This window comes from Rhodococcus sp. P14, from assembly GCF_000256505.1.
GTDB classification, from domain to species: domain Bacteria; phylum Actinomycetota; class Actinomycetes; order Mycobacteriales; family Mycobacteriaceae; genus Rhodococcus; species Rhodococcus ruber.
On the sequence record NZ_AJFC01000029.1, the window covers coordinates 1 to 26,415 of the forward strand.

Here is a 26,415-nt window from a genome sequence, read left to right on the forward strand (position 1 = left end):
TTCGGAATCGGACAAGGAGGTGCGACATGCCATGTTGCGTGAGGCGTTCAACGAGTACGGAAACCCGACCGACGGGCACGAGACGGCCATGCAGGAGGCCTACGACACGGTGGTGCGCACGAATGGCTGAGACACGGCTGTCGGCCCTGGGATGCGTCGCATTGCTCGCCTTCACCGCCGGGTGCGGGGACCGCGCGCCGGAGGATCCACGTCCGGTTCCCGTTCCCGAGCCGCCGGTCGCGTACACGCACGTGTGGTCCGCAGACCCCGACATCGACCTGTCCAGCCGCAGCGCCGAACTGGTCCGCGCCGCAGTCGAATCCGGACTTCGCACGTTCAACTACGGTACGAAGTTCACATTCCCCGGATACCTAGACGCCGTCGGGGCACCGTACGATTTCGACCACGCCGAGGTCTGGGATCATCTGGTACGCCCCAGTCGCCACGATCTACCGCCGTGGCGAGCCACGTACTTTCACCATCTCACGATGCTGTCTGCCGGCAACTCGGAGATCACGGCAGCAGTATGCGAATACCGAGTCAAAACCGAACCCGGGCTCAACCTCTCCTTCGATCCCATGAAGTGGGTGTGGGCCGTGACCCTGCGCAACACCGCCGACACACCCGGCGCGGCCGGTATCCCCGACACCGACCCGGAAGGACACGATCCCCGCGCCGCCATCGCCCCCGACTGGAACGTCTTCGGCACCTGGAAGATCGTCCAGCTCCGCACCGGGGGACCGAACTGGGTCATACCGGACACGTGTACGGCGTGGTGGCACGAACGCTTCCCCACCTTCGAACTCCACGACGGTCTGCTCTCGCCACCCCCAGGCTTCCAACCACCCACCATGCCCGTCGCCCAGCAATACCCCGAATGGATCGGACCGGCGAATGCCGGTTGAACCCATAACGCGGCACCGCCGCACCGCCAGCGAACAGCGAAGGGCCCCGATGAACGCACCGCGTCGGCGGCGCGTCATTGCCGTCGTCACCACTGCCCTACTCGCAGTCACCGGCTGCGGCACCGACAGCCCACCCGATCCACGTCCGGTTCCCGTTCCCGAGCCGCCGGTCGCGTACACGCACGTGTGGTCCGCGGACCCCGACATCGACCTGTCCAGCCGCGGCGCCGAGCTGGTCCGCGCCGCAGTCGAAGCCGGACTTCGCACGTTCAACTACGGTACGAAGTTCACATTCCCCGGATACCTCGACGCCATCGGGGCACCGTACGATTTCGACCACGCCGAGGTCTGGGATCATCTGGTACGCCCCGGTCCCGTCGATCCACCACAGTGGCGAGCCACGTACTTCATGCATCTCACGGCACTGTCGGCGACGGCCACGGAAGTCACTGGAGCCGTGTGCGAGTACGGCGTCGGCACAGAACCGGGAGAAGAGTACTCGGTCTATCCCCTGAGAATGGTCCGGGCGGTGACCTTGCGCAACACTGCCGAGACACCCGGCGCAGCCGGTATCCCCGACACCGACGCGGAAGGACACGATCCCCGCGCCGCCATCGCCCCCGACTGGAACGTCTTCGGCACCTGGAAGATCGTCCAGCTCCGCACCGGGGGACCGAACTGGGTCATACCGGACACGTGTACGGCGTGGTGGCACGAACGCTTCCCCACCTTCGAACTCCACGACGGTCTGCTCTCGCCACCCCCAGGCTTCCAACCACCCACCATGCCCGTCGCCCAGCAATACCCCGAATGGATCGGACCGGCGAGTGCCGGCTGAGTCGCCACGAACGCCGCAGTCCCGAAACTGGACCCCGCACAGGCCACCGATTCCGGAGACGCCTCACCACCCGCGCCTTCACGATGTGCCTGAAGTTGCAATAGTGAACTAGAATCGAACTTCTCGTTCCCGGGTTCTCGCCCGGGAAATTCCCTTCACAGGAAAGGAGCACTCCGACGCACACGCCAGCCCCCCACACCGTTCATCTCGTCTCCCTGCCCCACAGCGTCGGAGATGCTCCCCCGCTCGCCTCGGAGCGGCCCCGACTGCACGGCCACCCGCACATCGTGTGGTTCCGGGACCGCTACGCGATCCCCATCTCGACGACCACGCCGCGCCAGGCGATGCTCGAGGATCTGCAGTTCGTGCGCCGGGTCCTCGACGACGCCGGCATCGACTATCTACTGGTCCGCGGCGACGGCACCCGCCCGGTCCTGGCGGTGGACTGGGCCGACCGCAAGGAGCTGCGTGCCGCGCTGGTCGGCGCCTGCACCGACGAGCCGTTCTACTCCAAGACCGTGGGTGCGAAACGGCACCGTCCCGTGCTCGTCGCGGACGGCCGGCTTTCCCGCAGTTCCAAGGCCCGGATCTTCCGCCTGTTCCGGCCGCGGGTGGAACTCACCAGCGGCCTGCGGTACGGGGCGTCGAACGGGGTGCAGATCGAGTTGTGGTCGCACACCGACGACGAGATCCTCCTGCCGAGGGAGAACGCGCTGACCCGGCGCAGCGTGTTGCGCGACGAGGTCACGCGCGGCACCGTGGAGCGCTACGGACAGACGTGGCCGACCATCGAGGGGATGTTCGCGGCGCACCCGTCGGACGTCCCGTTCGAGATCGACCTGGTGTTCTCGTGGGTGGACGGCTCGTCGAAGGAGTGGCAGGCCGAGCGCGCCAAACGCCTGCAGAACTACGTGGTGGGCGAGGGCGACGACTCCCCCGCCCGCTACCGGCAGATCAACGAGCTCAAGTACGCGCTGCGCTCCGTGCACATGTATGCGCCGTGGATCCGGCGGATCTTCGTCGCGACCGACTCCGACCGGCCGGACTGGCTGGCCGACGACGGGCAGGTCACGTTCGTGCGCAGCGAGGAGTTCTTCGCCGACCGGTCGGTGCTGCCCACCCACAATTCGCAGGCCGTCGAGTGCCAGCTGCACCACATCCCGGGTCTGTCCGAGCACTTCCTGTACTCGAACGACGACATGTTCTTCGGTCGCCCGGTGGATCCGCAGATGTTCTTCTCCGCCGGTGGGGTCACGAAGTTCATCGAGGCGGACACCCGCATCGGATTGGGCCGGAACCACAAGAAGCGCAGCGGTTTCGAGAACGCGGCCCGCGTCAATCGCCGGCTGCTCGAGGAGCGGTTCGGGGTGACGATCACCCGGCACCTCGAACACACGCCGGTGCCGCTGCGCAAGAGCATCATGGCGGAGATGGAGCGGGAGTTCGCGGACGAGTTCGCGGCCACGGCGGCGAGCACGTTCCGGGCCGCGGAGAACATCTCGGTGACGAACTCCTTCTACCACTACTACGCGCTGATGACCGGCCGGGCGGTGCAGCAGACCGCGGCGCGGGTGAAGTACGTCGACACGACGGTGAGGTCGGGGCTACGGGAGCTGGACACGCTGCTGGCGAAGCGGACGACCGACCTGTTCTGCCTCAACGACGGCAGCACACCGGAGGTCGACCTCGAGCTGCGCACCGCGAAGGTCACCCAATTCCTGGAGCGGTACTACCCGATCCCGGCGCCGTGGGAGACGGACTACCCGGGACGGTCGTGACCCGCACCGCGTAGCCCCTCGATCCGGCCGCCCCGCTTTCCGCGGGGCGGCCGGGTGGAACGCGAATCCGGTCACCGCCCGTTCGACAGGGTGGGAAATGTCCAGCTTCCGTCGAGGACTTCCGGGCGCGGGCGGTACAGGCGCACGAGATAGTTCCACCCCTCCGTGACGGGAAGGTAATTGGCACGGTCCGCATCGCCGCCGCCCCCGAATCGGACGGTGATCGAACCGTCCGCGTTCGGCACGCCCGTGATGTTGTTGACGCTGTAGGCATTCTGTGCGTTCGGTTCGAAGAAGCCCTGCGCGTTGTAGACCGAGACGGACCAGAACCCGTCGACGGGCACATCGCGGACGGTCAGCTCGTACTCGCCGACCGGCAGTCCCGGATCGACGCCGATGTAGGCGGCCTCCGTGGTCGGCAGGCCACCCCAGCCGGCGGCGGTGCCGATCAGGTGCCGGACCGGGTCGATCTCACCTCGGGCGCCGAACATCCGGTCGAAACCCGTCAGTCCTCGCGCCAGCGCCAGCAGCGCCTCCCGCGTCGCGTCGAAGCTCGGCCGGTCGTAGTCGGGCGCCGTGAACGGTGTCGACGACCCGGCGTCGAGACGGAACCGGTCCTGGAGCGAGGCCACGGCCTGCACGTCGTCCGGATCGGAAGGATCGACGAGAATCCGCACCGCGACGGCGACGTACGGTGTCGGGAACTCGTCGGCGGTGAGCCTGTGCTCTCCCGGGTCGTGGAGGATCCGATCGACGTGGTGGTCCTGGTCGACCACCATCACGGACAGGTACCGTCGACCGCTGTCGGGGATGGTGAGGGTCGCGCCCTCCGAGGTGTCGATGATCGCGAGGCTGTAGAGGGTGTCGCGGTTCATCCGGATCACCGTCTGCTGCTCGACCGAGGCGGGCTCCCGGTTGTGCCGGAGCACATTGATGCCCCCGGCGTCCCGCTGAAGATCGAGAAACATCCGATCCGTCTCCGCGCGAACGAAATTGTCCACATTCACCGATGTCATGCGCGGCAGCCTAGACGACGCACGCTCCACGCGCTGTCCGATTCGTCCGCCTCCGCGACGGACCGGAATTCCCCAGCGGGGACTGCCGGGCCGGCCGCCGGGCACATGCGGCCCGTCTCATTCCGGCTCCGCCATCCGCGCGCGGCGCGCGAGGGTGGCGGCGACCCCGGCTACGGCCGCGCGCACCGACGTGGTGTGCCGCTCGGGATGGAACCGGGCCACGGGACCGGTGACACTGAGGGCCGCGATCGGCCGGTCGTCCGTGTCGAGCACCGGCGCAGCGACGCAGGTGATGCCCATCGCGGATTCCTCGCGTTCGTACGAGACCCCCTCGTCGAGGATGCGTTCGAGCTGTGCGCGCAGCAGTCCGGGCCCGGACAGCGTCTTCGGGGTGCGCCGTTCGAGTGGCTCGGCGAGCACCCTGTCGATGATCTCCGGATCGGAGTGCGCGAGGAGCGCCTTTCCGATGGCCGTGCAGTGCAGCGGCATTCGGCCGCCGAGACGGGACGGGGAGCGGGCCTGCCGGTGTCCGCCGATCTTGGCGATGTAGACGACCTCGGCGCCCTCGAGGATGCCGAGGTGGACCGTCTCGTGCGTCCGCTCGTACAGGTCCTCCAGGAACGGGGTGGCGACCTCGATCAGGCTGCGCTCGGTGGACGCCCGCATGCCGAGTTCGAACAGTTGCCCGCTCAGCCGGTAGCCGGCCCGGGTGCGGTCGAGGAGGCGCACCTTGACGAGGTCGGAGAGCAGCCGGTGCAGGGTGCCCTTGGGGATGCCGGTGCGCCGGCCGAGTTCCGCGAGGCTGAGCCCGTGGTCGTCGACGGTGAACGCATACAGCACGGTGACGACCTTGCCGAGCACGGTGTTCGGGTCGACCTGCGCGTCGCCGGGAGCGCCCACCGCATTCCCCTTTCGTCCGGTGACCTGGCAGTTCGGGTCATCCGCCACTGTACGTTCCACTGAGTCGAACGCCACGCTGGCCGGGCGCCGGGCCGCCCGGTGACAGTGGACAGGTCCATTCCCTTCGACCTTCCGGGACCGCCATGACCCCCTCCCCAGGAACCGACCGCATGCCGGCTCCGCCCTCCGCCGCGACGGACGATCCGGCTGTCGATGCGGCGTTCGTCCGACTCGACCACGCGGTACAGACCCGCACGCCCTGCACGCCGGTGCGTGACCTCATCGGCAGCACCGATATCGAGCGTGCCTACGCGGTGCAGACGAAGCTGAACGCCGCACGCGCGGATGCCGGGGCTCGGGTGGTCGGTCGCAAGATCGGGCTCACGTCACCGGCGGTCCAGCGGCAACTCGGCGTGGACCGGCCCGACTTCGGCGTCCTGTTCGACGACATGCAGTACACCGAGGACGAACCCGTGCCCTTCCAGCGCCTGCTGCAACCGAAGGTCGAGGCGGAGATCGCCTTCGTGCTCGGGCAGGACCTCACCGACGGCCCGCTCGACGACCGGCGTATCCGCGACAGCGTCGACTACGCCGTCGCCGCCCTCGAGATCGTCGACAGCCGGATCGCAGTGTGGGACATCACTTTCGGGGACACGGTCGCCGACAACGCCTCGTCCGGGCTGTTCGTCCTCGGCACCCGGCGCCGCCGGCTCGACGAGTTCGAACCGATCGACACCGAGATGCAGATGCGTGTCGACGGCGCGGCGGCGTCCACCGGGAACGGCGCGGCCTGCCTGGGCGACCCGCTGCGGGCCCTGGCGTGGCTCGCCGACCCCGCCCGCCGGTTCGGCGAACCGCTCCGCGCCGGGCAGATCGTCCTGTCCGGGGCCCTCGGGCCGATGGCGCCCGTCCACCCCGGCTCCACCGTCACCGCGGACATCACCGGACTCGGCTCGGTGACCGCGACCTTCACCCAGGAGGACAACGCATGAGCACCCCTAGAACACAGGTGGCCGTCATCGGCTCCGGCAACATCGGCACCGACCTGATGATCAAGGTGATCCGGAACTCGACCAACCTCGAGATGGGCGCCATGGTCGGCATCGACCCCGACTCGGACGGCCTGGCCCGCGCCCGCCGGCTGGGTGTCCCCACCACCGCCGACGGCGTGGCGGGCCTGATCGGCCTGCCGAACTTCGACGAGATCGGCTTCGTGTTCGACGCGACGTCGGCGCAGGCGCACCGGGCCAACGCCCGGGCGCTCGAACCCTACGGCAAGCGGCTGATCGACCTCACCCCCGCAGCGATCGGCCCCTTCGTCGTTCCGGCCGTCAACCTCGACGCCCACCGGAACGCCCCGAACGTCAACATGGTCACCTGCGGTGGGCAGGCAACCATTCCCGTCGTGGCGGCGGTCTCGCGCGTCACGCCCGTCGCCTACGCCGAGATCGTCGCGTCCATCGCGTCGAAGTCCGCCGGACCCGGCACCCGCGCGAACATCGACGAGTTCACCGAGACGACGGCGCACGCGATCGAGTCGGTCGGCGGGGCGGCCCGGGGCAAGGCGGTGATCGTCCTGAACCCGGCCGAGCCGCCGCTGATCATGCGGGACACCGTGTTCTGCCTGATCTCCGAGCCGAGCGCAGTCGTGCACGACGCCGTCCGGGAGTCGATCGAGCGGATGGTCGCCGACGTCGCCGCCTACGTGCCGGGCTACCGGCTCAAGCAGCAGGTGCAGATCACCCCGGTCCCGCAGGGGCAACCGGTGCATACCCTGCTCGCCGACGGCGCCCCGGCCACCCCCACCCACCAGGTGTCGGTGTTCCTCGAGGTCGAGGGTGCCGCCCATTACCTGCCCGCGTACGCGGGCAATCTCGACATCATGACCTCGGCGGCCCTGCGGTTCGCGGAGGCCGCCGCCGAGACGGACACCGCACGCGCGGCAGAACTGGAGGCCACCCGATGACGACCGAACTGTTCATCCAGGACGTCACGCTGCGGGACGGGATGCACGCCGTTCGGCACCGCATCACCCCGGAGGACGTGGGCCGTATCGTGGCCGCGCTGGACGCGGCCGGTGTCGACGCCATCGAGGTCGCCCACGGCGACGGCCTGGCCGGGGGGAGCCTCAACTACGGACCGGGCAGCCACACCGACTGGGAGTGGATCGAGGCCGCGGCCGCGAACGTGTCCCGGGCGCGCCTGACCACCCTGCTGCTGCCCGGGATCGGCACGATCCGCGAGCTCGAGCACGCCTACCGGCTCGGGGTCCGCTCGGTGCGCGTGGCCACGCACTGCACCGAGGCGGACGTCTCGGCCCAGCACATCGCGACGGCCCGCGAGCTGGGCATGGACGTCTCCGGGTTCCTCATGATGAGCCACATGGCACCGCCCGCGGAGCTGGCGCGGCAGGCGAAACTGATGGAGTCGTACGGCGCGCACTGCGTCTACGTCACCGACTCCGGCGGTCGGCTGACCATGGACGGGGTACGCGAGCGGGTGCGCGCCTACCGGGACGTGCTCGATCCGGGCACCGAGCTCGGGATCCACGCCCACGAGAATCTGTCGTTGTCGGTGGCGAACTCCGTGGTCGCCGTCGAGGAAGGGGTCACCCGCGTCGACGCCTCCCTGGCCGGGCACGGCGCCGGCGCCGGCAACTGCCCGCTCGAGGCGTTCGTCGCCGTCGCCGACCTGCAGGGCTGGACCCACGGCAGCGACCTGTTCGCGCTGCAGGACGCGGCCGACGACCTGGTCCGGCCGCTTCAGGACCGGCCCGTGCGGGTCGACCGGGAGACCCTCACCCTCGGCTACGCCGGCGTGTACTCCTCGTTCCTCCGGCACGCGGAGGCCGCGTCCGAGCGCTACGGCATCGACGTGCGCACCCTCCTGCTCGAGGTCGGGCGGCGCGCGCTCGTCGGCGGGCAGGAGGACATGATCGTCGACATCGCCCTCGACCTGCTGGGGGAACGTGCCGGCAGCCCGGCGTGACCCGGGGTCCGCACACGCGCCGGGGCGGGTCTGTCGCGAACGACAGACCCGCCCCGGTTCCCTGTGCCGGCGCCCGTCAGACGGCGCCGGTCCGCTTGGGTGTTCCCCAGCTGCTGACATCCACGACCGTTCCCGTCACGGTCGCGGAGTCGTCACGGCACGCGAGGTAGAGGTAGGCGCCGACGTAGTCGTCGGGTTCCACCTCGATCTGCAGCGCGCCGTTGTCGCGCACCATCTGCCGGATCGGAATGGCATCGGCCACGGAGCGGTCGGCGAGTCCCATCGCGCCGGGCCCGCGCAGGTCGGTGGCCATGCCGCCGGGGGCGACCGCGTTGACCCGGACCTCCGGGGCGAGTTCGTACGCGAGCTGTCGCACGAGTCCCACACCGGCGTGCTTGGACGAGACATACAGCGGGCCACCGCCGCCCGGGAAGAACGCCGCGTTGGACAGGGTGAAGATCATGCTGCCGCGAGAGGACTTCAGGTGCGGCGCTGCGGCCTTCGCGCCGAGCAGATAGCCCTTCACGTTGACGGAGAACAGCTCGTCGAACCCGGTCCCGAGTTCGTCCGGCGACGCGTCGAGCAGCGACCGGCCGAAGTCCCAGACCCCGGCGTTGCCGACGAAGGTGTCGAGGACACCGAACTCGCGCACGGCGAGATCGGCCGCCTCCTGGTTGTCGGCGAACGAGGTGACGTCGCCCGCCAGGGTGCGCACGCCGGTGCCGAACGCCTCGCGCAGTGCGCTGAGCTTCGGCTCCGACCGGTCGAGCACGGTCACGCGAGCGCCGTCCTCGACGAACCGTCTGACCAGGGCGTGGCCGAGCCCGGATCCGCCGCCGGTCACGAGAACCGACCTTCCGTCAAGCCGTCCCACTGCGGGCTCCTTCCTTCAGTTCGTACGCGCCGGGAAGACCGACGTGGATCTCGCCGCCCTCGATCCGGACCGGGTGTGTGCGGACCGCGGTCGTCGCGGGCGGACTCAGGGGCCGGCCGGTTCGGAGACAGAACTTCGCCAGGTGGAGCGGGCACTCCACGACGCAGTCCTCGATCCATCCGTCGGCGAGGGAGTAGGTCTCGTGCGTACAGGTGTCGTCGACGCAGAAGTACTCCCCGTTCGACCTGAACACCGACACCGGCGGACGCGAGTCGAGCCGCACCGCGTCGTCGTCGTCGAGGTCGCCGACCGCGCAGACCCGAACCCACCGCGTGTTCTCACTGGATGTTTCAGCCGTCATCGTCGGATACCTCACAGGAAGATGCTGATGCTGGGGGCGAGGATCGTGGTCTGCTCGAGGACGATCCGGCGCTCGCGGATCTTGAAGGGCAGGGCGCCGCCGTGGTGGCGCAGCACATCGAAGCGCTCACCGACGAACCAGTCCTCGTGCCGCTCGAGGCGGCTGCGGTAGACGCTGAAGTTGCACACCACGTCGAGATCGCCGTCCTCGCGGTGCGCGACGCGGACATTGGTCAGCAACCGCCGGGTGCGCGAGGGGGGCTCCTCCGACCAGGACAGGCCCGAGGTGAGCCGCCGGACCCGGCCCCGCAGGAAGTGGAAGTCGTCGTCGATGAACGCCCCCTCGTCCGGGCCGGAGATCTCGGCGTCGCGTTCGCGGAACGTGCGGGTCATGCGGGTGGGCGCCCAGTAGTGCACGTCCTCCCCGAAGAAGTCGAGCCAGTCGTGGTAGCGGTGGTTGTCGAGGTGTTCCGCCTCGGCGTACAGGAACTGCTCGACCGCGTGCTGCAGATGCACGTCGGCGCGCCGGACGGACGCGGGCGACCCCTCGGTGCTGCGGGTGTCGGTGGTCATCGGTTCTCTCCTGCGTGTTCGGAGCGCGTCGCCTCGTCGGCCCGGCGGAGGATCTCGTCCCACGGCAGGCCGTCGACGAGATCCAGCCACCGCTGGTAGAACCCCCGGGCGGCGGTTTCGCTGTAGACGTCGTTGGACAGACCCGGAAGGCCGTGACTGTCTCGTTCCTCGAATCCCATCCCCATCTGGACGTTCAACTCCGTGCTGCGCGACTTCCACCCGCGCAGCACCTGCTGGACCTCGGTCCAGTTCTCGCCGTCGTCGGTCTCGAAGACCCCGGCCGGGCTGAAGGAGCGCTGGGTGCCGCGCCGCATGCCCGCCTTCGCCTCCGGCGAGGCGTCCTTCGGCACGAAGGTCCATGCCCACACCTCGATCTGGCCGGGCCCGCGCGGATGCCACACCCGCATCGTGTTCACGGGCCCGAGCCAGGAGAAGTTCGGGAAGATCAGATTGTGTCCCCAGACCTTGACGGCGCGGTCGGCGCCGATCCGGCGGAAGACTTCGTCGCGGTTGGCTGTCTGCCACGCGCTGTACTCGGGACCTGCGTGCAGGTCGGGGCCGAATTCGGGGAGCCAGAAGCTGCCCGATCCGTGGCCGTTGCCGGCGAACTGCCGGCCCGGCGCGTCGGGCGGCGGATTGAGCAGGCCGTGGAAGGCCGGATCCTCGTGCAGGGCCAGCATCGCCGACGAATGCGAGATCGCCGCGTGATACATGTCGCTGGCGAACTGCTCCGCCGGCAGCTTCCAGTTGCAGTCGATGACCCACTTCGCGGCGCCCTTGACGAACTCGACACCGTTGTCCCATCGATCGATGGTCGCGTCGAAGTAGTAGGCCATCTCGCCCAAATACTCGGCGAAGTCGGGCACGTCCTCCGACCAGGTGCCGAAGTGGAAGCCCCGGTAGCTCGCGATGCGGGGGACCTTCGTGGCGCCCCAGGAGGACTTGTCGATCCGGTCACGGTATCCGCGTTGCTGCTGCGGCACGTTGATCAGGTTGCCCTCGAGGTCGTACGACCAGCCGTGGTAGGTGCAGGTGAACGCGCGGCTGGTGCCTTCGTCCGAGCGGCAGATCCGCATTCCTCGATGCCGGCACTGATTGAGGAACGCCTTCACCGAGCCGTCTCGCTGGCGCACGACCAGAACCGGATCCTCCCCCATGTAGGTCTGGACGAACGACCCGGGTTTCGGCAACTGACTGTCGTGCGCGAGGAAGAGCCAGGTGCGGCCGAACACCCGCTCGAGCTCCAGTTCGTAGATGTCCGGGTCGGTGTAGACGGTGGGGTTGAGCCGGCCGCCGGCGGGGTCGACCAGTGCATGGATGTCATTCATCGTCGGCTCCCACCGCGACGGCGCTGGGGACGTCGGCGAGAACCTGGTGGCCCCACGTGCTGGCCGACCGGTAGTGGCCGACGGTCCACGAGTCGTCGTCCACGAGTCTGCCGTTCCACCCGTACTCGATGGCGAATCCGGACGGTGTGGCCAGGTAGAACGAGGTCATCGCGTCGTTGGTGTGTTCCCCCAGGGCACGCACGACCTGTCCGGGCGTCTCCATCGCCAGATCGAGCGCACGCCCGACGGAGTCGAGGCGGCTGAGTTCGAGCATCAGATGGCCGATCCCCGGCCCGGGGCCCGGAATGGTCGCGAGGGCCACGGTGTGATGACGCGGATTGCAGTGCAGGAACACCGCGTTCGTGGGTCCGAAGGCGATGGTGTCGCTGGGGCGGAAGCCCAGCATCGACTGGTAGAACTCGGCGGATCGCTGCGCGTCGGACGCGAAGAGGAACACGTGCCCGAGGCCGAGATCGCCGGTCACGAAGTCGATTCCTCGCGGTGAGACGAACGGCGTGTGGTCGTGCGGATGGCCGAACACGACTTCGATCGAGTTGCCGTCGGGATCCGCGAAGGTGATGAGCCGCTGCACGTTCCGTGCGCGTGCCAGATCGGCGTCCTCCGAGACCGGGACCGAGTTCTCGTCCAGCCGGCGCACGAGCGCGTCGAGGTCCGCACTGGTCCGTGTCTCGAACCCGAGGGCGAGCAGGGCGTCCTCGCCGGCGGGACCGTCCTCGACCGTCAGCCGGTACTCGCGCTCGTCGAACCGGAAGCGGGCCTCGGTGGGGTCGTCGGACGGGGCGAGCTGGGCTCCGACGATGCGCGTGCCGAACTCCCTCCACTCGTCGACGGGGCCGCGCACCCGCAGGTATGCAAGAGCATTCACAGTGCTCACGGGACTTCCTTTCCTTGACATCTCAGATTCGGCCGCGCAGGAACAGCGTGCTGAGCTGGACGAATCGGTCGGCCTGTTCGATCTGCGCCCAGTGACCGCAGTGCGGCACAATGTGCAGGCGTGCGTTGGGGATTCGCCGGGCGAGCCATTCGCTGCTCTCAGCGGGAACCACGGAGTCCTCGCGGCCGTGGACGAGCAGGACGTCGTTGTCGATCCGCCGCAGCGACGTCTCCGGGACCCGCAGGCCGGGCAGACCGGGTCCGGGCCCGGGAAGCCCGAAGGTGAGGAGGTGGGATCGGCGCACGTCGGGCCGCAGCGCCGTCTCGAGCCGGTCCCGGGCGATCGCGTCGATCTCGGCGCCGAACAGGTCCGGGTCGTAGAGCATGTACGAGATCAGCTGCTTCATGCTCTCGAGCGTGGGGTCGTTGTAGAACTCGATGAGCTTGAGCAGTTCCCCGGTCGGAGCGGTGTTCCCGCCGCCGCCGGCGCCCATGCCGACGACCTTCCCGATCCGCTCCGGCGCGGCGGTCAGCATGTTCAGGGCGACGACCCCGCCCAGGGAGTTCCCCACGAGGTGCACCCGGTCCAGACCGAGGGCGTCGAGCAGGGCCAGGTTGCTCAGCACGAGCTGCCGGACACGTCCGCTCGGGGGGAGCTCGGCGGGGTGGCTCGAGTCGCCCCAGCCCACCTGGTCGATCACCAGGCAGTCGTAGTCGTCCGCGAATGCCGGAACGGTCGCGGCGTAGTTCGACAGGCCGGTCGCGCCGGGTCCCGATCCGTGCAGGAACAGGATCGCCTCCCCGGTGCGCGGGCCGGCCCGGTTGAGGCGGATGCGGAAGCCGCCGGCCTCCACGTCCGAGGTCTCCATCGTCGTCGTCATCGTCGTCCTCTCTGCGTGCGGTGGGGCACAGGCTTCGACGCGGTCCGGGGTGCGCGGCAGCCGCGCCCCGGCCCGGCCGGATGTAGATGGGAAGAATGGTCCGGTCTGTCGCGGATCACCCGGCGACATCGGCGGCGCGCGGGGCGCCCGAACGACCGAGTTGCCGGGCCACCCGGCGCAGATCGGTACCCGCGGACCGCAGAACCTCGTCCGGGACCGCACTTCTGTTCTCCGCCAGGATTTTTGCCGATCGCACGTCGCGTGGCTCGTCCAGGGCGGCTGCGGCGGCGATACGTCCGTCGCGCACCCAGAAGGCCACGAATCCCGGTTCGGTGGTGGACTCCCGGACGACCACCCGGTCGCCGGGCCGGCCGCGCCCGTACATCTGCAGGGTGTGCGCGTACTGGTGCGACCAGAAGTAGGGGATCTCACGATTGACGGTGGCCGTGCCGGCCATCGAGGCCCCGACGGCCGCACCGTGCCGGCGGGCCACGTCCCAGTGCTCGATGCGCCCCCGGCGACCCAGGTGGGGATTGACGTGCGCCGCGACGTCTCCGGCCGCCCAGATCCAGTCGCTGCTGCGGCCCAGGTCGTCGACCGTGATGCCGTCAGCGCAGGCTGTGCCCGCCTGCCTCGCCAGCGCGTCGTTGGGGACGACACCGCATCCGACGACGACGGTTGCCGCGTCCAGCCGTTCCCCGGTCGACAGCCGCACCGCCTCCACTGCGGACGAGCCCACGAACGCGTCGACCGTCCGGCGCGTCAGGATGCGCACCCCCCGTTCCGTGTGGAGCCGGCAGATGCGCCGGGCGATGTCCGGGCCGACGGCCGCCAGAAGCGGAAGATCGCCGAGTTCGACGACGGTGACGTCGATTCCGCGGTCCGCCGCGGATGCGGCGACCTCGAGGCCGACGAAGCCGCCGCCCACCACGACGAGCGGCCCCCCCGCGCTCAGCCGGGCGGCCAGGGCCGCGGCGTCGTCCGCATCCCGCAGCGTGAGGATGTTCCCGAGATCGGCCCCGGGGACGTCCAGCCGTCGTGCCGACACACCGGTGGCAAGCAGCACCCGGTCCGCGGCCAGCGCGTCCCCGTCGGCTGTGTCGATGCGCCGGTCCGCCGGTCGCAACCGGCGCACCCCGACACCGAGGCGCAACTCGACGTCCAGACGCCGGTACTCCGTCTCGGCCACGATTTCCCGCAGCCTGCGGTCGGCGAGGTACTCCTTCGACAGCGGCGGGCGTTCGTAGGGGGTGTGGGGGTCGGCGTCGACAACGGTGATTCGGCCGGCGAATCCGTTGTCTCTCATCGCGGATGCCGCGGCCAGGCCGGCAGCGCCGGCTCCGACGACGACGTGGTGCTCGATACGGGTCAAAGTGCCATCTCCTTCACGGAGCGGTTGGGATGTGCCCCACTCCGCAGGCATGTTGTACGGGTCACAGTAGGTCCGGGCGGTCACCGCCGTCCATCGACTGTTCCGTGCGCCGGAACTCCTTTCGCGACGACGGCGTGAAGTGTTACGTGGCTTCGTTTTTCCGAGCCCTGGACGCACGGATCCGCCGGAGCGTGGCCGTGGCCGGGCGTATGCTCACCGCATGCCTGTCGAACGATCCGGGCGCGCTCAGTACACCGACATCCTGACGGCTCTTCGCGACATCGTCGCGGCCGACAGCGCCGACGCCGTGGTGCGCGCCGCACTCACCTCGGCCCGCGCCACCGCGCGAGCCGACGCGGCGTTCTGGATGGACGCCCACGCGGACGGTCTCCGCATGGTGGCCGGGTCCGGTCTGAGTCAGCCCGAAGCCCATGCGCTGAGCCACATACCGCCCGACCGGGGGCTCGGGGGCGAGGTGCTGCGCAGCGGCGGGCCGGTGTCGACACCCGACTACGGCGCGGATCCCCGGGCGATCCCCCGGATGCGGCAGCTGCTGGAACGGGAGGGACTGGTCTCGGCGGCGGCGGTGCCCGTCAGCGGCGCCGGACACATCGACTCCGTGCTGTATGTGGTCTCGCGCGCACGCCGGCCGTTCGAGTCGGCGGAGCTGCGCGCGCTGGCCGGACTCGCCTCGATGGCCGGGGAACTGCGCGGGCGGGCCGCGGAACGAGCGCGGGTCGCGCAGTCCCTGCGGACGCTCGAGGACGACCGCGAGCGGACCCGCGCCGAGCGCGAGCTGTTCCTGGCCGCAGCCGAATCGATGCTCACCGGCGCCGGCGTCGACCACTGTCTCGAACTCGCCGGCGACACGCTGGGCGGGTCGCTGCACCTCGACGGGCCGAACGCCGGCCCCGCACAGCCGCCCGTCGACGGGCGCCGCACGACGGTGTGCGTGCGGCAGTTCCGCGTCCCCGGGACGGGCGACGCGACGCTGACCCTGCGGGGGGCCGCGGCCACCGGGGACGACTCGGTGCGCGTGCTGGCGGCTCTGGTCGGGATGGACCTGGCGCGGCACCGTGCCGCCCTCGAAACCGAGATCCGCCTGACCGATCACCTGGTCCGCAGTCTGCTGGACGGGTCGAAGGACGAGCTGCGCCGACTGTGGCATCGGGCGCTGCTGGTCGGGCTCGACCTCGGCGTCCCGCGCGCGGTCGTCGCCGTGGGAGGTGACCGGCCCGTGGATCGGGCACTGCTCGACACCCTGAGCCGACGGGTGCGCTCTCGGGTCCCCGACGCGCAGCTGACCACGTTCGAGGGCGACGCGTTCGTGCTGTGGCCGCTGCGCGGCCACGCGGAATCGTCCTCCCTCGCAACGCACCTCGCGACGATCGTCGAGGAGTGCCGCCCCCACGCGCTCGGCGCCGGCATCGGGCCGGTCTGCCGCCGGGCCGAGGACTATCCGGCGGCCGTGCGAGAGGCGCGTTTCGCGCTGCGCGTGGGCGTCCACGGACTGCACGAACGCACCGTCGTCACCGTCGAGTCGCTCGGAATGTACCGCCTCTTCGCACACGTCGGCGGGGTCGACGCCGTGGCGGCCGCGGCGGAGGAAACGTTGGCCCCCGTGCTCCGCGCGGACAGTCGCGACGGCTCCGACCTGCTGCACACACTGCAGACGTATCTGGAGAAGGACCGGCGCGCGGCGGAAACGGCCCGGGCACTGCACGTGCACGTGAACACGTTGCGCTACCGCATCGAACGTGTCGGCAAGCTGCTCCGCGTCGATCTCGACGACCCGGATGCGCGCTTCTTCCTGCTGCTCGCGCTGCGGCTGAGCACCGTCGTGGGACGCCGGGACGGCCACTGACGCGGGCCGCGCGACCGTACCCCCCAACCTTACTGGCGGGCGCCGCGGTCGGCGCCCTGGACGACGATGTCGGCGCGCAGCATCCGGTAGAGGGCGCCGATCTTGCGTTCGAGGTACGCGGCGTCCCCCCCGGATTCGATGACGGCACCGCGCACGAAGGTCACGCTGGTCAGCGCGAGTTCGACCGCGAGCGCGCGCGGGTCTCCCACTCCGCTCTCCCGCGCGAACGGTTCGACGACCGCCACCAGCTGGTCGCGGGCGTAGTCGGTGGCCGTGGCCACCACGGCGGCGAGCTCCGGGTCGGCCGCCCCGTGCCATACGATGTCCGCCTCGAGCTGGAAGTACGAGATGTGCTCGGCGATGGTCGCCGCCGCGGCCGACCAGTACGCGCGCATCGTCTCCTCGGAGGAACCGGAAATATCCACCGCCCTGGGCAGATTGGCGAAGAACCTGCGACTGCCCCGCTCGATCACCGCGGCGAGCAGGCCGGACTTGCTCTTGAAGTGATGGTAGATCGACCCGACGGGCAGCCCCGATGCACGCCGGATGTCCGCGATGGACGTCCGGTGGTAACCCCGAGCGGCCATCAACTGCTCCGCGACGTTCATCAGGTACTCGCGACTGCTCTGCGACGTCGCCTCCGCGCTGGACATGGATGCGGTCCCCCCTCCCTCGACTCGTCTATGCGGATGCGTAGCGCGCCCCGAGCGACCGGCCGATCGCGGCCGACGCCTCCCGCAGCGGCGAGACGAGTTGCTCGCCGCTGCCGTACCCGCTCGGGAACGCCACCGAGATCGCCGCGATCGCCTCGCCGCCCACCAGAACGGGAACCGCTATGCACGCCAAGCCTTTCGCCGCCTCCTCACGGTCGATCGCGTGCCCGCGGAGGCGGACGCCCTCGAGGCAGGCGTGCAGGTCGTCCGGACGCACGATCGTCGCGGGCGTTCGCGGGACGAGGGGGTGCGATCGCGACCCGTCGGGGTCCACCGGGGTGTGAGCGAGCAGCGCCTTGCCGACCGCCGTGGCATGAGCCGGCAACCTGCCGCCCACCGAGGCGGGGGTCGGGGTTGCACCGCCGGTCGTCTTCGCCAGATAGACCACGTCGTGTCCGTGCAGCACGGCAAGATTCACGGTCTGCCTGGTGGCCCGGTGGATTCGTTCGAGGAACGGCAGCGCGGCATCGCGCAGTTCGACCTCGGCGGAGCAGATCCCCACCGAGAACAGCCGCAGCCCCACCTGATAGCGGTCGTCGATGCGCTCGACGGCGCCCACCTCCTGCAGCATGGCCAGGAGGCGGTGCGTCGTGGACTTGGGCAACCCACTTCCGCGCGCAAGTTCGCTCAACGTCATCGACCGCCGGGACTGGGTGAACACGCCCAGGATCTCGAAGGCCCGGCCGAGCAACGATGCGGACGTCGCACGATCGTCCGGCGCCGAGACTGTGCGGCACCTCAGTCCGGGGCGAGGATCTTCTGCCATAGAAACGCCTCCAAGCTGGCTAGAACGATCGTTCCAACGAGGCTAGCGACCGGCCGGCACCCTGTCAACGGAGCGCACCCGCCCGCCTCCTGCGCCGCCTCGCCGGGCCCACCGCCTCGGGTCGATCCGCACAACACCCGGCCCGATCACTGGGCGAATCGTCCATTGAGCACCGACCCGGGTCCGGCAACAGTCGAAGCCATGACCTCCGAATCCCCCGCTCCCCCGGACCCGACCTCGGCGTCACGAAGTCATGTCGTGGTCGTCGGCGCCGGCCCCGTCGGACTCGTCGCCGCCCTCGCCGCGCACTCGCACGGTCTCCGGGCGACCGTCCTCGAGGCCGAGGGCAGCGACCGCCTCCGCGCCGGAAGCCGCGCGACCTACCTCTACCGCGAGACGCTGGACCAGCTCGACACCTTCTCCCCCGGCCTGGGCGCGCGACTCGCCCGCGAGGGCGTGACCTGGCCGCGCATCCGTTCGACGTACCACGGCCGCACCGTGTACGAACGGACCTTCCCGCGCGCACCCCACGGCGCGTTCGGCTCGAGCATCTCGCAGCGACTGCAGGAGCGGGCGATGCTCGAGCACGTCGAGGCGGCCGGGATTCCGATCCGGTGGAACACCCGGGTCGGCAGCGTGTCGTCCACCGCGGACGGGGTCGCGGTCCACCTCGTCGACGGCAGCACGATCGACGCGGACTACGTCGTCGCCGCCGACGGCGCGCACTCCGCGGTGCGCACGTCACTGGGAATCGAGATGGAAGGCCCCCGTTCCGACGCGTCCTTCGTCATCGTGGACGTCGACGAGGTGGCCGACGACCCGCTGCCCCTCGTGCGGGAGTTCCACTACCGGCACCCGGCCGTCGAGGGACGCAACGTCCTCGTCCTGCCCTTCCGGGGTGGGTGGCGTCTCGACCTGCAGGCGCGCCGAGACGACGACGTCGAGGCCCTCCAGTCGGCCGACGGCACCGCCGCCTGGGTCGCGGCCGTCCTCGGCGAACGCTACCGCGATCGCATCGCGTGGGTCTCGCGCTATCGATTCCATCGCGCGGTCGCCGCGCGATTCACCGACCCGCACAACCGTGTGTTCCTCGCGGGTGAAGCGGCGCACCTGTTCGCACCGTTCGGCGGCGGACGCGGGTTGAACTCCGGAGTGCGCGACGCGCAAGCCGCGATCGAGGCGTTCGCCGCCGCAGCGCGCGACGGCGGGGACGCCGCCGCTCGGGAACAGGTCGGTGCGGCCGGCGAGACACGCCGTCGCGCAGGGCATTTCAACGCCGATGCGGCCGGTGGCGCGCTCGCCCAGATGGAGGCGAACACCGTGCTCGACCGGGCCGCGCAATGGGGTGCGGCGTTCGCCGCGCGCTGGTGGAGCCGGCCGGGTATGTGGCTGGACAGCCGGGTGACATCCGGTTCCGCCGAACGCTTCTCACCGTCCACCCGCTTCTGACCACCACCGCACGCCGAGGACCATCATGATCGATCAACCGCACCCCGACCCCGGCACACCGAGCACCAGCCTCTGGGACGTGTTCGCCGGTCGCGCCGCCGCCCACCCCGATCGCGAGGCCGTCGTGCACGGTCCGTTCCGCTGCACCTACGGCGAACTGCGCGAACAGGCCGAACGCACCGCCGCCGGTCTCGAGGCGCTGGGGGTGCGCGCCGGCGACCGGGTCGGCATGCTCTCGTACCCGCGCCCCGAAGTCGTCGCCGTCTATCTCGCGTGCGCCCGGCTGGGCGCGATCTTCCTCGGGATCGGGACGCGGGTGAACGACAAGGAACTGGACTACATCCTCACGGACGCCACGCCCTTCGTCCTCGTCACCGTGGACCGATTCGAAGGCACGCAGTTCGGTGCCCTCGTCGATCGGGCCGCGGAACGCCACGACATTCGTGCCGTCGTCCATCTCGGTGACGAGCCGGGCGGGCCCTTGCCCTTCGAGGTGGCTCCCGCACGATCCGTCGTGCGGCCCGTCGATCCCGACGCCCCGCTGTCGATCGTCTACACGTCCGGGACGACGGGGGACCCGAAGGGCGCCGTCGTGACCCATCGCGGCATCCTCACCTTCTCCGCGCTCCTGCGCCACACCCCCGTCGAGGCGCCACGAATCCTGTCGCTCATGCCGATCGACCACATCGGCGGTCAGGGCAACGAGATCGTGTCCGCGATTCTGTCCGGCGGCACCCTCGTCCAGCTGCCGCGCTTCGACGCCGGCGCCGCGCTCACCGCGATCGAGCAGGAGAAGGTCACCCTCTGGCAGGGAGTCATCCAGACCATGCTCAACAGGCTCATGGCACACGATCGGTTCGAGACCGCGGACCTCGGCTCGCTCGAGCGGTTGTGGTGGGTCGGACCGTTGCCGGTGAGCCTGGCCGAACGCCTCGCCGCCCGCATCCCCGTCGTCGGCGCCTCCTACGGCATGACGGAGGTCGGGTGCATCACCATGACCGATCGGGACATCACTCCTGCGGATGCGACCCGCACCGTCGGCAAGCCGCTCGACGACGTCGACATCCGGATCGAACCGATCCCGGGGCACCACACCGGCGAACCCGGCGAGATCCTCGTACGCCGAAACCCGTTGATGCAAGGGTATTGGCGCAAGCCCGAGAAGACCGCCGAGGCGATCACGCCGACGGGCTGGCTGCGCACCGGCGATCTCGGGTACTTCGACGACTCGGGAAACCTTGTCCTGGCTGGACGTTCGAAGCTGCTCATCCGCTCCGGCGGCTACAACATCTCGCCGATGGAGATCGAGCAGATCGTCGAGAATCACCCCGGCATCCAGCTCGCCGCCGTGGCCGCCGTGCCGGATCCCGACCTCGGCGAGGCCGCCCACATGCTTGCGATCCCGGCGCCCGGGCACGCCCCGACCGAGGACGACGTGAAGAAGTTCCTTCGCGAGCGTCTCAGCTCCTACAAGATCCCCAAGAGCGTGCGGTTCTGCGACCGGATCCCGCTGCTCGCCAACTCCAAGCTCGACCGCCGGGGCGTGCAACAGATGCTCGACCCGAGAGCCGATACGCCCGCCCCCGTCCCGTCCCAGGAGGAACGATGATCGTCTTCGACAGCACCGCCGACCTCACCGACCACGTCGGCACGCACCTGGGCTCCAGTCCGTGGGTGACGATGGACCACCAGCACATCCGCGGATTCGGTGAAGCCACCCACGACTTCAACTGGATCCACTTCGACGCCGAGCGCGCCGCGGCCTCCCCGTTCGGCTCGATCATCGCGCACGGGTACCACACGTTGGCGCTGATCGGCGGGCTCATCCAGCAGACCATCGATACCTCCTTCTGCTCCGTCGGACTCAACTACGGCCTCGACCGAGTTCGCTTCCCCGCCGCGGTTCCGGTCGACTCGCGGGTGCGGCTGGACCTGCACCTGACCGACACCGTGCCCTTCGACGGTGGTGTCGATGCCGTCTACCGGTGCGTCATCGAGATCGAGGACGGCGACAAACCCGCCTGCGTCGCCGAGGTGATCTTCCGCTACTACGACTGACACCCACCTTCCGCCCCCTGCCTTCGGAGTACCCATGCCTGTCTTCCACGACGGTCTCGACGAGACCGTTCCTCCCCCCGGCCCGGTCGTCGAAACCGACGTCGTCGTCGTCGGATCCGGCCCCGCCGGGGCGTCGGCCGCGCTGTTCCTGTCCACCCTCGGCATCGACAACATCATGATCACCAAGTACCGGTGGACCGCCGACACGCCGCGCGCCCACATCACCAATCAGCGGACGATGGAGATCTTCCGTGACGTGGGCATCGAACAGCAGGTCCTTGCGGAGGCGTCCCCCCACGACATCATGGGCGACACCGTGTTCTGCACCGCCCTGGCCGGTGAGGAACTCGGGCGGATCCTGTCGTGGGGAACCCACCCCGCCCGCGAGGCCGACTACGTGCTCGCTTCGCCGTCCCTCAACTGCGACATCCCGCAGACGCACCTCGAGCCGATCCTCGTGAAGAACGCCACGGTCCGCGGTACGCAGACGCGGTTCTCGACCGAGTACCTCTCCCATTCCGAGGACGCCGACGGGGTCACCGTCCGGGTTCTCGATCGGCTCGACGGCCGCGAGTTCGACATCCGCGCCAGGTATCTGATCGGGGCGGACGGCGCCCGCTCCACGATCGCAAACGCCCTCCGGCTGCCGTTCGAGGGCCGGATGGACATTGCCGGTTCGATGAACATCACGTTCCGCGCCGACCTCACCGACCTCGTCGCGCACCGCCCCTCGGTGCTGTACTGGGTGGTGCAGCCCGGCTCGGATGTCGGCGGCATCGGCGCCGGACTCGTCCGTATGGTGCGCCCCTGGAACGAGTGGCTCGCCGTGTGGGGTTACGACATCGAACTGCCGGCACCGGAGATGAACGACGATCGCGCCCGGGAGATCGTCCGCACCATGATCGGTCGCGACGACATCGACGTCGAGATCACGGGCTACTCGCTGTGGGGCAACAACGAGATGTACGCCACGCACATGCAGACCCGCCGGGTCTTCATCGCCGGCGACGCCGCCCACCGGCACCCGCCGAGCAACGGCCTCGGCTCCAACACCTCCATCCAGGACTCCTACAACCTCGCCTGGAAGATCGCCGCCGTGCTGGAAGGACGCGCCGGTCCGGGACTGCTCGAGACCTACTCGGTCGAACGTGTCCCCGTCGCCGAGCAGATCGTCAAGCGGGCCAACAAGTCCAGTCGCGAGTTCGTGGGAATCTTCGAAGCCCTCGGCACGACCCGGGCGACGACGGTCGAACACATGCAGGCCGAACTCGCCGAACTCCGGGCCGACACACCCGAGGGCGCCGCCAAGAGGCAGGCGCTCGCGGCGGCGATGGAACTGAAGAACTACGAGTTCAACGCCCTCGGCGTGGAACTCGGGCAGAACTACGCCGGCTCCCCCGCGGTGGCCGGGGACGGGAGCGCCCCGCCCGTCCCCACCCGGGATCCGGAACTGCACTACGAGCCGCACACGTATCCCGGCGTGCGCCTGCCGCATTGCTGGGTGGGTGATTCGACGAGCAGGATGTCGACTCACGATCTGGCGCAGTACACGCAGTTCACGCTCCTCACCGGCAAGACCGGCCGGGCATGGGCCGGCGCGGCCGCGAAGGTCTCGGAGGAACTCGGCGTCGACGTGGTCCCGATCGTGATCGGAGCCGGCGAGCCGGTACAGGACCTGTACTTCGACTGGGGCAGGCTACGGGAGGTGGCGGAGGACGGTGCGGTCCTGGTCCGGCCGGACACCCACATCGGCTGGCGCGCACACCGCATGGCGGACGACCCGGTGACCGCACTGCGCGACGCCCTGCTCCGCATCCTGCACCGGCAGGCGTGACCGATGGGACTGTCGTTCACCCACGAAACCCGTCCGCAGCGCGTGGTGTTCGAAGCCGGAGGCGCACGCCGCCACCTCGCTGCCGAGATCGACCGGCTCGGCGCCGCGCGGGTCATGCTCGTGGCGTCGGCGGCGGAAGGCACCCTCGCCGACCGCGTCGTCGGGGACCTGCCGGTCGTTCGGCACTGGTCGGAGGTCCACCCGCACGTCCCCGTCGAGGTGGCGCGACGAGCACGGCGGGCCGCCGTCGACGCCGAGGCCGACGCCCTCGTCTGTGTCGGCGGAGGATCGGCCGTCGGCCTGGCCAAGGCCGTCGCGATGACCACCGCCCTGCCGATCGTGGCTGTGCCGACGACCTACGCCGGCTCGGAAGCGACCGACGTGTGGGGGCTGACCGACAACGGCGTGAAGACCACCGGCGCCGACAACGCGGTACTGCCCACCTCGGTCGTCTACGACTCCGAACTGACCGTCGGCCTGCCGGTCGATCTGAGTGTCGCCAGCGGCCTGAACGCGCTCGCCCACTGCGTCGACTCGCTGTGGGCCCCGCGCGCCGATCCGATCAATGCCGCGCTCTGCCTCGAGGGCGCCCGTGCTCTCGCCACCGGCCTGCCGGAGGTTGTCGCGGACCCGGACGGAATCGACGGCCGCGACCGCTGCCTGTACGGCGCGTACCTCGCCGCCGTGGGGTTCGCGTCGGCCGGCGCGGGCATGCACCACAAGATCTGCCACGTCCTCGGTGGCGCATACGGTCTGCCGCATGCGCAGACCCACGCCGTCGTGCTGCCCCACGTGCTGGCCCTCAACGCCGCGTCGCTCGGCACGCTCGGCCGGCGCCTCGCCGTCGCGCTGGGGTCCCCGACCCCGACGGATCCCGGTGCGGCCCCCGCTGCGCTCGACGAACTACGGCGGCGCCTGGACGCCCCGACGTCCCTCGCCGAGCTGGGGATGCGCGAGGCGGACCTGCCCGACGCGGTGCAGCGCTGCCTTGCCGCCGTCCCCGACACCGATCCCATGCCCGTCACGCCGCAGAACCTGACCGAGCTGCTCTACGCGGCGTGGTCGGGTCGGCAGACCCGGAGGACTCCGTGACCATCCCATCCGATCACCACCCGCTCCAGCCGCCCGCCCGTTCGGTCGACCCGGCGCCCTCCGTATCGCCCGAACAGGCACGACGCGAGCAGGATCTCGTCGACCGGGTCGTCGCGTCGTTCGACGACACCGAGTCGCCGCGCCTGCGTCAGCTCATGCAGGCACTCGTCCGGCATCTGCACGCGTACGTGCGCGAGGTTCGGCTCACCGAACAGGAATGGAGTACCGCGGTCGCCTTCCTCACCGAATGCGGACACGTCACCGACGACAAGCGCCAGGAGTTCGTCCTCCTGTCGGACGTCCTCGGGGTCTCGATGCAGACCATCGCCGTCGGCAACGAGACCGTCGGCGACGCCACCGCGGCGACCGTGTTCGGGCCGTTCTTCGTCGACGGGTCACCGCGCATCGAATCCGGCGGCGACCTGACGTTCGGCGCGAAGGGCCAACCGTGCCGAGTGCAGGGCACCGTCCGCGACCTCACCGGCCGGCCTGTGCCGGGGGCGCGCATCGAGGTGTGGGAGGCCGACGAGGACGGACTGTACGACGTGCAGTACCGCGACGATCGCGTCGCGGCGCGCGCTCACCTGTTCACCGGCGACGACGGCCGGTACAGCTTCTGGGGGCTGACCCCCACCCCCTACCCGATTCCGCACGACGGACCGGTCGGGCGGCTGCTCGAAGCCGCCGGACGCTCACCGATACGCGCGTCCCACCTGCACTTCATGGTGTCCGCGCCGGGGCTTCGAACGCTCGTCACCCACATCTTCGTCGACGGCTGCGACTACCTCGACCGCGACAGCGTGTTCGGTGTCGAGGACTCGCTCGTCAAGGACTTCGTCCGGCACTCGGCTCAGGAGCCGCCGCCGGACGGACACGACGTCGCGGGGCGCAGCTGGGCGAGCGTCGACTTCGACATCGTGCTCGCGCCCGCCGAGTAGGCGGGCCGCCCGGGTGCATCCGTCTGCTAGACGCGGACGGTGACGTCCGGGTTCTCGGGGATACGGATCCCGGCCTCGGCGAGACGCTGCGCGGCGTCCTCCGCGGTGGACGGCCGCCCGGCGGTCGCGTAGCTGCCGGTCGGCACCACCGAGTGCACGATGGTGTCCGGGTAGACGTGCACGAGGTTGAAGCCCTGGGCACCGTCGTGGCCGCGCTGGCACCCGGCCGGAACGTTGAGGTCCTGGGTGTAGCACGTCGAGGAGGCCACGGAAACGGGGATGTCGGCGAACGTCGCGGTCGTGGTGTAGTGCAGGTGCCCGGCGAGGATGGTGCGCACGTCGGTGTCGCGCAGCACCTCGGCGAGGCCCGCCTGGTCGCGCAGTTCGACGAGCACGGCCTGGTCGAACACGCTGGGCACCGGCGGGTGATGCATGGCGAGGATGGTGCCGAAGGGCGCCGACGTCTCGAGTTCCTGCGCCAGCCAGTTCAGCTGTTCCTGCGAGACCTCGCCGTGGTGGAAGCCGGGCACCGAGGTGTCGAGGGTGATGATGCGCAGGCCGTTGACGTGGTAGACGCGGTCGATCGGGCCGGTGGACGGCGCCTGATCGAGCAGCAGTTCCCGGAAGGTGGCGCGGTCGTCGTGGTTGCCCATGGCCCACACGATCTGCGCGCCGAGCGCCTGCGCGACGGGTTCGACGAGACCGCGCAGCTTCGCATAGGCGTCCGGCTGGCCGCGATCGGCGAGGTCGCCGGTGAACACGAGCGCATCGGGCTGCACCCCGGAGGCGCGGATGTCGGCGAGGATCTGCTGCACCCGGGCGTCGGCGTCGACCGTTCCGTAGAGCAACTCGTCGCCGCCGACGAGGTGGGTGTCGGTGATGTGCAGCAGGGTGTGCGACGGCCTCGGGTATTCGGCTATTCGCTCGGCCCCACGAGGGCTGCCCATGATCTCTCGCTTCCGTTCGCCGACGTGCTCAGGGGCACACGTCGAGT

The 26,415-nt window shown here is 70.0% G+C and carries 25 protein-coding genes; 13 read left to right on the top strand and 12 right to left on the bottom strand.

From position 1 onward, the window contains the following. Positions 1 to 122: 122 nt before the first annotated feature. From OEY_RS0102100 to OEY_RS0102110, 3 genes are all read left to right on the top strand, one after another. Entirely contained in the window at positions 123 to 905 is a 783-nt protein-coding gene (locus tag OEY_RS0102100; protein ID WP_010592292.1) for a hypothetical protein, read from the top strand. Positions 906 to 954: 49 nt separating this feature from the next. Continuing rightward, complete coding sequence (locus tag OEY_RS0102105; RefSeq protein WP_010592293.1) at positions 955 to 1,743, top strand: hypothetical protein; 789 nt, start codon at positions 955 to 957, stop codon at positions 1,741 to 1,743. Between the two features lie 287 nt (positions 1,744 to 2,030). Further along, positions 2,031 to 3,521 carry a stealth family protein gene (locus OEY_RS0102110; protein ID WP_010592294.1) on the top strand — a complete coding sequence of 497 codons (1,491 nt, stop codon included), beginning with the start codon at positions 2,031 to 2,033 and terminating at the stop codon, positions 3,519 to 3,521. A 71-nt stretch (positions 3,522 to 3,592) separates the two neighbouring features. Here the strand turns inward: OEY_RS0102110 and OEY_RS0102115 are convergent, their stop codons facing one another. Then, on the bottom strand, positions 3,593 to 4,537 hold the full coding sequence (locus OEY_RS0102115; RefSeq protein ID WP_029539863.1) for a DUF1214 domain-containing protein: 945 nt from the start codon (positions 4,535 to 4,537) through the stop codon (positions 3,593 to 3,595). A gap of 117 nt (positions 4,538 to 4,654) precedes the next feature. Continuing rightward, entirely contained in the window at positions 4,655 to 5,437 is a 783-nt protein-coding gene (locus OEY_RS0102120) for an IclR family transcriptional regulator (RefSeq protein ID WP_010592296.1), read from the bottom strand. 170 nt (positions 5,438 to 5,607) lie between these two features. Between OEY_RS0102120 and OEY_RS0102125 the strand changes: the two genes are divergently transcribed. Genes OEY_RS0102125 through dmpG form a run of 3 tightly spaced genes read left to right on the top strand, consistent with a single transcriptional unit; the run spans position 5,608 to position 8,425 of the window. Then, positions 5,608 to 6,429: a 2-keto-4-pentenoate hydratase gene (locus OEY_RS0102125; RefSeq protein ID WP_010592297.1), complete on the top strand. Its 822-nt coding sequence runs from the start codon at positions 5,608 to 5,610 to the stop codon at positions 6,427 to 6,429. After that, positions 6,426 to 7,403 (top strand): acetaldehyde dehydrogenase (acetylating), encoded by a 978-nt coding sequence (locus OEY_RS0102130; protein ID WP_029539864.1) that lies wholly within the window; start codon positions 6,426 to 6,428, stop codon positions 7,401 to 7,403. The genes OEY_RS0102125 and OEY_RS0102130 overlap by 4 nt, the downstream gene beginning before the upstream one ends. After that, entirely contained in the window at positions 7,400 to 8,425 is a 1,026-nt protein-coding gene (gene dmpG, locus OEY_RS0102135; RefSeq protein WP_010592299.1) for a 4-hydroxy-2-oxovalerate aldolase, read from the top strand. Before OEY_RS0102130 ends, dmpG begins: the two co-directional genes overlap by 4 nt. 76 nt (positions 8,426 to 8,501) lie before the next feature. Here the strand turns inward: dmpG and hcaB are convergent, their stop codons facing one another. From hcaB to OEY_RS0102170, 7 genes are all read right to left on the bottom strand, one after another. After that, on the bottom strand, positions 8,502 to 9,299 hold the full coding sequence (gene hcaB, locus OEY_RS0102140; protein ID WP_029539865.1) for a 3-(cis-5,6-dihydroxycyclohexa-1,3-dien-1-yl)propanoate dehydrogenase: 798 nt from the start codon (positions 9,297 to 9,299) through the stop codon (positions 8,502 to 8,504). Then, positions 9,286 to 9,660 (bottom strand): bifunctional 3-phenylpropionate/cinnamic acid dioxygenase ferredoxin subunit, encoded by a 375-nt coding sequence (locus OEY_RS0102145; RefSeq protein ID WP_010592301.1) that lies wholly within the window; start codon positions 9,658 to 9,660, stop codon positions 9,286 to 9,288. The genes hcaB and OEY_RS0102145 overlap by 14 nt, the downstream gene beginning before the upstream one ends. A gap of 11 nt (positions 9,661 to 9,671) precedes the next feature. Beyond that, positions 9,672 to 10,232, bottom strand: coding sequence for an aromatic-ring-hydroxylating dioxygenase subunit beta (locus tag OEY_RS0102150; protein ID WP_010592302.1), 561 nt, complete (start codon positions 10,230 to 10,232; stop codon positions 9,672 to 9,674). Then, positions 10,229 to 11,560 (bottom strand): aromatic ring-hydroxylating oxygenase subunit alpha, encoded by a 1,332-nt coding sequence (locus OEY_RS0102155; protein ID WP_010592303.1) that lies wholly within the window; start codon positions 11,558 to 11,560, stop codon positions 10,229 to 10,231. Before OEY_RS0102155 ends, OEY_RS0102150 begins: the two co-directional genes overlap by 4 nt. Then, on the bottom strand, positions 11,553 to 12,455 hold the full coding sequence (locus OEY_RS0102160) for a VOC family protein (protein WP_029539866.1): 903 nt from the start codon (positions 12,453 to 12,455) through the stop codon (positions 11,553 to 11,555). Before OEY_RS0102160 ends, OEY_RS0102155 begins: the two co-directional genes overlap by 8 nt. A gap of 22 nt (positions 12,456 to 12,477) precedes the next feature. Next, entirely contained in the window at positions 12,478 to 13,335 is an 858-nt protein-coding gene (locus tag OEY_RS0102165; protein ID WP_010592305.1) for an alpha/beta fold hydrolase, read from the bottom strand. Between the two features lie 115 nt (positions 13,336 to 13,450). Then, a complete protein-coding gene (locus OEY_RS0102170; RefSeq protein ID WP_010592306.1) occupies positions 13,451 to 14,707 on the bottom strand; it encodes an NAD(P)/FAD-dependent oxidoreductase in 1,257 nt (418 codons plus the stop codon). Between the two features lie 220 nt (positions 14,708 to 14,927). On the opposite strand from OEY_RS0102170, the gene OEY_RS0102175 reads away from it, so the two are divergent. Then, positions 14,928 to 16,571, top strand: coding sequence for a helix-turn-helix domain-containing protein (locus OEY_RS0102175; protein WP_010592307.1), 1,644 nt, complete (start codon positions 14,928 to 14,930; stop codon positions 16,569 to 16,571). Between the two features lie 29 nt (positions 16,572 to 16,600). Here the strand turns inward: OEY_RS0102175 and OEY_RS0102180 are convergent, their stop codons facing one another. Continuing rightward, the gene (locus tag OEY_RS0102180) at positions 16,601 to 17,224 is read right to left on the bottom strand and encodes a TetR/AcrR family transcriptional regulator (protein WP_010592308.1); all 624 of its coding nucleotides are present in this window, start codon (positions 17,222 to 17,224) and stop codon (positions 16,601 to 16,603) included. Between the two features lie 28 nt (positions 17,225 to 17,252). Beyond that, positions 17,253 to 18,050 (bottom strand): IclR family transcriptional regulator, encoded by a 798-nt coding sequence (locus tag OEY_RS0102185; RefSeq protein ID WP_237713715.1) that lies wholly within the window; start codon positions 18,048 to 18,050, stop codon positions 17,253 to 17,255. 201 nt (positions 18,051 to 18,251) lie between these two features. Between OEY_RS0102185 and OEY_RS0102190 the strand changes: the two genes are divergently transcribed. The 6 genes from OEY_RS0102190 to OEY_RS0102215 are packed head-to-tail and all read left to right on the top strand — an operon-like array spanning position 18,252 to position 25,421. Continuing rightward, complete coding sequence (locus OEY_RS0102190; protein ID WP_237713716.1) at positions 18,252 to 19,499, top strand: FAD-dependent monooxygenase; 1,248 nt, start codon at positions 18,252 to 18,254, stop codon at positions 19,497 to 19,499. 25 nt (positions 19,500 to 19,524) lie between these two features. After that, the gene (locus tag OEY_RS0102195) at positions 19,525 to 21,108 is read left to right on the top strand and encodes a class I adenylate-forming enzyme family protein (RefSeq protein ID WP_010592311.1); all 1,584 of its coding nucleotides are present in this window, start codon (positions 19,525 to 19,527) and stop codon (positions 21,106 to 21,108) included. After that, positions 21,105 to 21,557, top strand: a complete 453-nt coding sequence (locus OEY_RS0102200) for a MaoC family dehydratase (protein WP_010592312.1) — start codon at positions 21,105 to 21,107, stop codon at positions 21,555 to 21,557. The genes OEY_RS0102195 and OEY_RS0102200 overlap by 4 nt, the downstream gene beginning before the upstream one ends. A gap of 34 nt (positions 21,558 to 21,591) precedes the next feature. After that, positions 21,592 to 23,391, top strand: a complete 1,800-nt coding sequence (locus tag OEY_RS0102205; RefSeq protein ID WP_010592313.1) for an FAD-dependent oxidoreductase — start codon at positions 21,592 to 21,594, stop codon at positions 23,389 to 23,391. A 3-nt stretch (positions 23,392 to 23,394) separates the two neighbouring features. Beyond that, on the top strand, positions 23,395 to 24,483 hold the full coding sequence (locus OEY_RS0102210) for a maleylacetate reductase (RefSeq protein WP_010592314.1): 1,089 nt from the start codon (positions 23,395 to 23,397) through the stop codon (positions 24,481 to 24,483). Continuing rightward, on the top strand, positions 24,480 to 25,421 hold the full coding sequence (locus OEY_RS0102215; RefSeq protein WP_010592315.1) for a dioxygenase family protein: 942 nt from the start codon (positions 24,480 to 24,482) through the stop codon (positions 25,419 to 25,421). The genes OEY_RS0102210 and OEY_RS0102215 overlap by 4 nt, the downstream gene beginning before the upstream one ends. Positions 25,422 to 25,447: 26 nt before the next feature. Here OEY_RS0102215 and OEY_RS0102220 read toward each other — a convergent pair whose 3' ends face one another. Next, positions 25,448 to 26,368: a phosphodiesterase gene (locus OEY_RS0102220; protein ID WP_010592316.1), complete on the bottom strand. Its 921-nt coding sequence runs from the start codon at positions 26,366 to 26,368 to the stop codon at positions 25,448 to 25,450. Positions 26,369 to 26,415: the final 47 nt, after the last annotated feature.

Coding starts and splice junctions, on each gene's coding strand:
- OEY_RS0102100 (WP_010592292.1), top strand. CDS start 123: ATGGCTGAGACACGGCTGTCGGCCCTGGGATGCGTCGCATTGCTCGCC.
- OEY_RS0102105 (WP_010592293.1), top strand. CDS start 955: ATGAACGCACCGCGTCGGCGGCGCGTCATTGCCGTCGTCACCACTGCC.
- OEY_RS0102115 (WP_029539863.1), bottom strand. CDS start 4,537: ATGACATCGGTGAATGTGGACAATTTCGTTCGCGCGGAGACGGATCGG.
- OEY_RS0102125 (WP_010592297.1), top strand. CDS start 5,608: ATGCCGGCTCCGCCCTCCGCCGCGACGGACGATCCGGCTGTCGATGCG.
- OEY_RS0102130 (WP_029539864.1), top strand. CDS start 6,426: ATGAGCACCCCTAGAACACAGGTGGCCGTCATCGGCTCCGGCAACATC.
- dmpG (WP_010592299.1), top strand. CDS start 7,400: ATGACGACCGAACTGTTCATCCAGGACGTCACGCTGCGGGACGGGATG.
- OEY_RS0102145 (WP_010592301.1), bottom strand. CDS start 9,660: ATGACGGCTGAAACATCCAGTGAGAACACGCGGTGGGTTCGGGTCTGC.
- OEY_RS0102150 (WP_010592302.1), bottom strand. CDS start 10,232: ATGACCACCGACACCCGCAGCACCGAGGGGTCGCCCGCGTCCGTCCGG.
- OEY_RS0102155 (WP_010592303.1), bottom strand. CDS start 11,560: ATGAATGACATCCATGCACTGGTCGACCCCGCCGGCGGCCGGCTCAAC.
- OEY_RS0102165 (WP_010592305.1), bottom strand. CDS start 13,335: ATGACGACGACGATGGAGACCTCGGACGTGGAGGCCGGCGGCTTCCGC.
- OEY_RS0102175 (WP_010592307.1), top strand. CDS start 14,928: ATGCCTGTCGAACGATCCGGGCGCGCTCAGTACACCGACATCCTGACG.
- OEY_RS0102180 (WP_010592308.1), bottom strand. CDS start 17,224: ATGTCCAGCGCGGAGGCGACGTCGCAGAGCAGTCGCGAGTACCTGATG.
- OEY_RS0102185 (WP_237713715.1), bottom strand. CDS start 18,050: ATGGCAGAAGATCCTCGCCCCGGACTGAGGTGCCGCACAGTCTCGGCG.
- OEY_RS0102190 (WP_237713716.1), top strand. CDS start 18,252: ATGACCTCCGAATCCCCCGCTCCCCCGGACCCGACCTCGGCGTCACGA.
- OEY_RS0102195 (WP_010592311.1), top strand. CDS start 19,525: ATGATCGATCAACCGCACCCCGACCCCGGCACACCGAGCACCAGCCTC.
- OEY_RS0102200 (WP_010592312.1), top strand. CDS start 21,105: ATGATCGTCTTCGACAGCACCGCCGACCTCACCGACCACGTCGGCACG.
- OEY_RS0102205 (WP_010592313.1), top strand. CDS start 21,592: ATGCCTGTCTTCCACGACGGTCTCGACGAGACCGTTCCTCCCCCCGGC.
- OEY_RS0102210 (WP_010592314.1), top strand. CDS start 23,395: ATGGGACTGTCGTTCACCCACGAAACCCGTCCGCAGCGCGTGGTGTTC.
- OEY_RS0102220 (WP_010592316.1), bottom strand. CDS start 26,368: ATGGGCAGCCCTCGTGGGGCCGAGCGAATAGCCGAATACCCGAGGCCG.